Here is a 3,986-nt window from a genome sequence, read left to right as displayed (position 1 = left end):
GTCCTCCGTAAAGCTCGCCTCAGCCCGAACAGACTCACGTCAATCAGCAGAGCCATCCTCACCCTGGAGACTCACCGCTGAAAAAGCTCACTGGTCCCAGGTGCAACCCTCCACGATCGGAGTTACACCGTTTCTTTTTTACAGTCCCGTAGCTGGGTGGGCGGACTCGGGGAGTTGGCCCACCGTCGTTGCAGGCCGGTCCGGAAGAGCCTTCCCGGAACGCCCGGATCAGCCCTGCAGGGCCTTGTCGATGGCCGCCGTGAACTGCTTCGCGGTCTGCGGGGTGTCGATCCTCTTGCTGTCCATCTTCAGGGTCGGCGTACCCTTCACGCCGGACTTGTCGAAGACCTTCGACATCTCCAGCGCCCACCGGTCGTAGGCGCCGTCCTCGACGGCCTTCTTGAATTCGGCGTTGCCCTTGAGCGCCGGGACGGTGTCCGCGACCTTCAGTAGGTAGTCATCCTTGGCGAAGCTGTCGACGGTCTCCTCGGGGTGCTGCTCCTTGGAGTACAGGGCGCCCTTGAACTCTAGGAAGGCCTCCGGGCTGACGTTCAGCGCCGCGCCCAACGCGCTCAGCGCGTTCTTCGAGCCCTCGCCTTTGACCGCGTTGTCGATGATGGTCGCGCCGACGTACTGGAGCTTGTACTTGCCCGCCTCGACGTCCTTCTTGATCTGCTCGCCGGCCGCCTGCTCGAAGGAGGCACAGGCCGGGCAGCGCGAGTCCTCGTACAACTCCAGGGTCTTCTTCGTGTCGGCCTTGCCGACGACAACCGTGGTGCCGTCCTCGCCGCTGGTGTTCTTCGGCTTGACCAGCTCCGCCTTGGCGGCCTTCTCCCAGTAGTCGGGTTCGTTGGCCTTCAGGACCCCATAGGCGATGCCGCCGGCCAGCGCCAGCGCGGCGACCACGCCGACGCCAACTATGACCTGCCGCCCGATCCGGTCCTTCTTGGCCTGCGCCTCGCGCTCGGCGCGCAGCCGCTCGCGGGCCGCCGCCTTGTTCGCCTGGCTGTTGCGTGAACTCACCGTGATCTCCGTGGTGTGTGACAGGGGGAAGCAGGGCTAATTCATAGTCTGGGTTAATCGCATCCCGGTACAAGGCAGCCCGGTACGGGCGTACCTTCCCCCGCATCGGTCGCTTCGAACCCACCTCTCAGGTGTGCTCTGTGCGGCGTCAAGGACGGACCGAAGCCGTTGAACGTCCGTGAGTGGGCGTGCGGGGCGTGCGGGGCCGTCCGGGACATTAATGCAGCGGTCAACGTCGTCAAGGCCGCCGGACTGGCGGTCACGGCCTGGGGAGCGCGGGTAAGACCGGGACTCGTCCCGGCACAGCGCGAAGAAACGGGAACCCACCGAGACGGTCGACCGACCGTGGTAGGAACCCCTCCCTTGAGGGAGAGGATCGGAAGTCAAAACCCCTCATCCAGGACCGCCGAGCCATAGAGAGTGGGCGCAGGCGCCCGTCCGCGTGCAAGAATCCGGTCCCGGACCACGCCGCCCCGTTATGTTTTTTCGCGGTCCTGCAATGGGGCCGCTGGCCTCCGGGCCCGGCATGACTGGTGTCACTTGTCGAAGGCATGACAATGCCGTTGCTTTTGGGGCGGGGGTTGGGCCGTTCGTGTTGGTGTCGCGTCTGGAGCGGCTGGGGTTGGGGATCTTGACCCGGTCGTCGTGTCCGCCTGAGCTGGTGGACCAGGTCGTTGGTGAGGCGGGGTGCGGGGAGAAGCATCGCCGTCTGTTGTCGGCCCGGGGCGTACTCGAGTGACGCGAGGACCAGGTCGGTGTCGGCTCGGGCGGGAGGTTTCCCAGGCCACCACCCGGCGGGAGAACGCGTCGCGGATCGCCGAGAGCCACAAGGGTCCTTCGGCGGTGTCGATCACGGTCAGGTCGGTGACCCACAGCCGGTCCGGGGCCGGGGCGGTGAAGACCATCGACGCCGAGCTGATGCCCAGTCAGGCAACGTCAGGCAGCGAAGCAACGTTGACCTGTGTAGACGGCGACTTGGTCGCATGTCCGGCTCAACGAGACGAGTCGGCTCGCCACGACTTTGAATCGGCCCTGACCCGATCCGGCGATGTGTGCCCGACATGCTCGGCGATCTGCCACCCGTTCTTGCGCTCGACCGGTGCCACGAGTGCCTTCACATAGGCCATCGCCATCCGGCGCGGCTCGACTCGACCGAAGACCCCGCCAGAGAAGCGAAGAAGTCATCGAACCAGCCCGTCCACACCCGTACCGCCCGCTCCGCACTCACGGAGAAGACAACGCGTCACACAACCACCGGACACGGACACGAGTCACTGCTGTAGTACCTGAAGCCCAAGTTGCATAAAACTTATGGCCTCAGCGTCACAAACGCGAGGCCCCTCTCTCTGTAGGCATGTAGGCGTCCTTCACCAACTCCGGAGAGGCGGAACGGGGCCCCTGCACGATTCTGGATTGCCGCGCGGTGCTCGCTCTTCTGGTGCTGCACGACCGCTACTAGCAGTGGTTTCGCTGGAAAATAGTGGGCCGCGGCCGACATTCATTTCTTTAATACATAAAATCTTCTCGGGAAGGGGAAGGCAGATGTTGAAGTATGTAGTTGCGCCGGTTGCGGGGGTGCTGCTCGCGGTCAGTCTTGGTTCACCGGCTTTAGCGGTGGATCCGAACCCGGTCACGGTGCTGTGGTCAACACGTACGGTGTACCCCAACTTCAGAGAGGGATCGCTGTTTGGGCCGACGTGCCCGACGGGGACGACGATCATTTCAGGCGGGGTAATCAGCAACCCACCCGAAATTGTGAGGTGGTCGAGCGAAGGGCCGAATGCCAACCGATGGATGGTGTCGGTGAGGAACCCCAGTACCCAGAACGTTGAAGTGAGCATGGCCAGCATCTGCCTCAAAGTCCCAGCTTGACGTTGCCCCTCGCTCGTCACCCGACCTGCTGATCCCCAGGACAGCGAGACGGCCATTCCCCATGGCTCTTGCAAAGCAGCCGTGATCTTGTGAACGGGCTGGTCAACCAGGGCTATAAATAACAGCCTCTGTGTTGCAGTTCTAACGCTCGGTGGCCTCAGGGCTGATTCTTATTGAGCTGATTCGAGTTGGCCACCGATCGGGTGATAGGTGAGGGTTCGTAACGGACATGGCTCCCGGACGGTTGAGCGAGAGATCTCACGTCTCAACTCATCTGCCAGGGAGCCGGTCCTAACTCGTCAAGCTGCGGCGGTAAGTTGGCTGGGGTAGGCGGTGGATTCGTCGAACAGGGTGCGGTGCTGGAGGCAGTGAGCTTTTTCAACTCGCCCACCGATCGGGTGATGGGTCTCCGCCATCTCTGCAGGTCATAGCACCCTGGGGTGCTCACCTGAATCCCAAGTTGAAAAAGCTCAGTGGTAGAGCTGGCCGAGCATGCGGTTGAAGAGGTTGCGCTGGGCGGCTGCGTGCCAGTCTCCGTGATCGTCGCGTCGGCGCCGGTAGTGGCTTTTGGCGCCGGGTGATGCGATGAGAGCTGAGAAGGCCCACAGGCAGCCGGCGTGGTTGAGCCTGTCGTTCTTGATCCAGCGGCGGGTGATGCTGGACTTTTTGCCGGAGGCTTGGGTGGTGAGGCGCCGGCGTATGCCTTCAGGCCGGGGCGTCGACGAAGCGATGTCGATCGTCTCCGATCTCCGCAAGGACCCGGGCGCCGAGCTGGGTGCCGAGACCGGGGAAGCTGAGGATGATCTCGGCGTCCGGGTGCTGACGGAATGCCTCTTCGACTGCCTCGGCGAGGCTGTCGGCGGCAGTGCAGGCAGCCTCCAGCTGGAGCAGAAGGGCCAGCATCTGCTTTCCGAGTGCGTCTTCGACCAGCGGTGGCTGGTGGGCCCAATCGGCGCGGAAGACGTCGCGGAGTCGCTCGGCTTTGGCTCCGATGCCGACTCTGCTGCGCAATTCGTGAGGGTCATGCGGTGAGCTGGTAGGCGAGGTGTTCGAGTCGGCTGGTGCGGGTGCGGCGGAGGGGGCTGTCGGTC

The 3,986-nt window shown here is 63.7% G+C and carries 1 protein-coding gene and 2 pseudogenes; 1 reads left to right on the top strand and 2 read right to left on the bottom strand.

Annotation, left to right across the window (positions count from 1 at the left end):
- Nucleotides 1-228: 228 nt before the first annotated feature.
- A complete protein-coding gene (locus tag ACFYP3_RS37195) occupies nt 229-1,023 on the bottom strand; it encodes a thioredoxin domain-containing protein (protein ID WP_388842517.1) in 795 nt (264 codons plus the stop codon).
- A 68-nt stretch (nt 1,024-1,091) separates the two neighbouring features.
- Here ACFYP3_RS37195 and ACFYP3_RS37190 point away from each other — a divergent pair.
- Nucleotides 1,092-1,440: pseudogene (locus ACFYP3_RS37190) on the top strand (zinc ribbon domain-containing protein); the annotation flags it as partial.
- Nucleotides 1,441-3,368: 1,928 nt separating this feature from the next.
- Here ACFYP3_RS37190 and ACFYP3_RS37185 read toward each other — a convergent pair.
- Nucleotides 3,369-3,986 (bottom strand): annotated as a pseudogene (locus tag ACFYP3_RS37185) (transposase); the annotation flags it as partial.

Source organism: Streptomyces sp. NPDC005533 (assembly GCF_042871845.1).
GTDB lineage: Bacteria > Actinomycetota > Actinomycetes > Streptomycetales > Streptomycetaceae > Streptomyces.
Note: the sequence above shows the minus strand (reverse complement) of the source record. Positions and strands in the feature narration are given on the sequence as shown.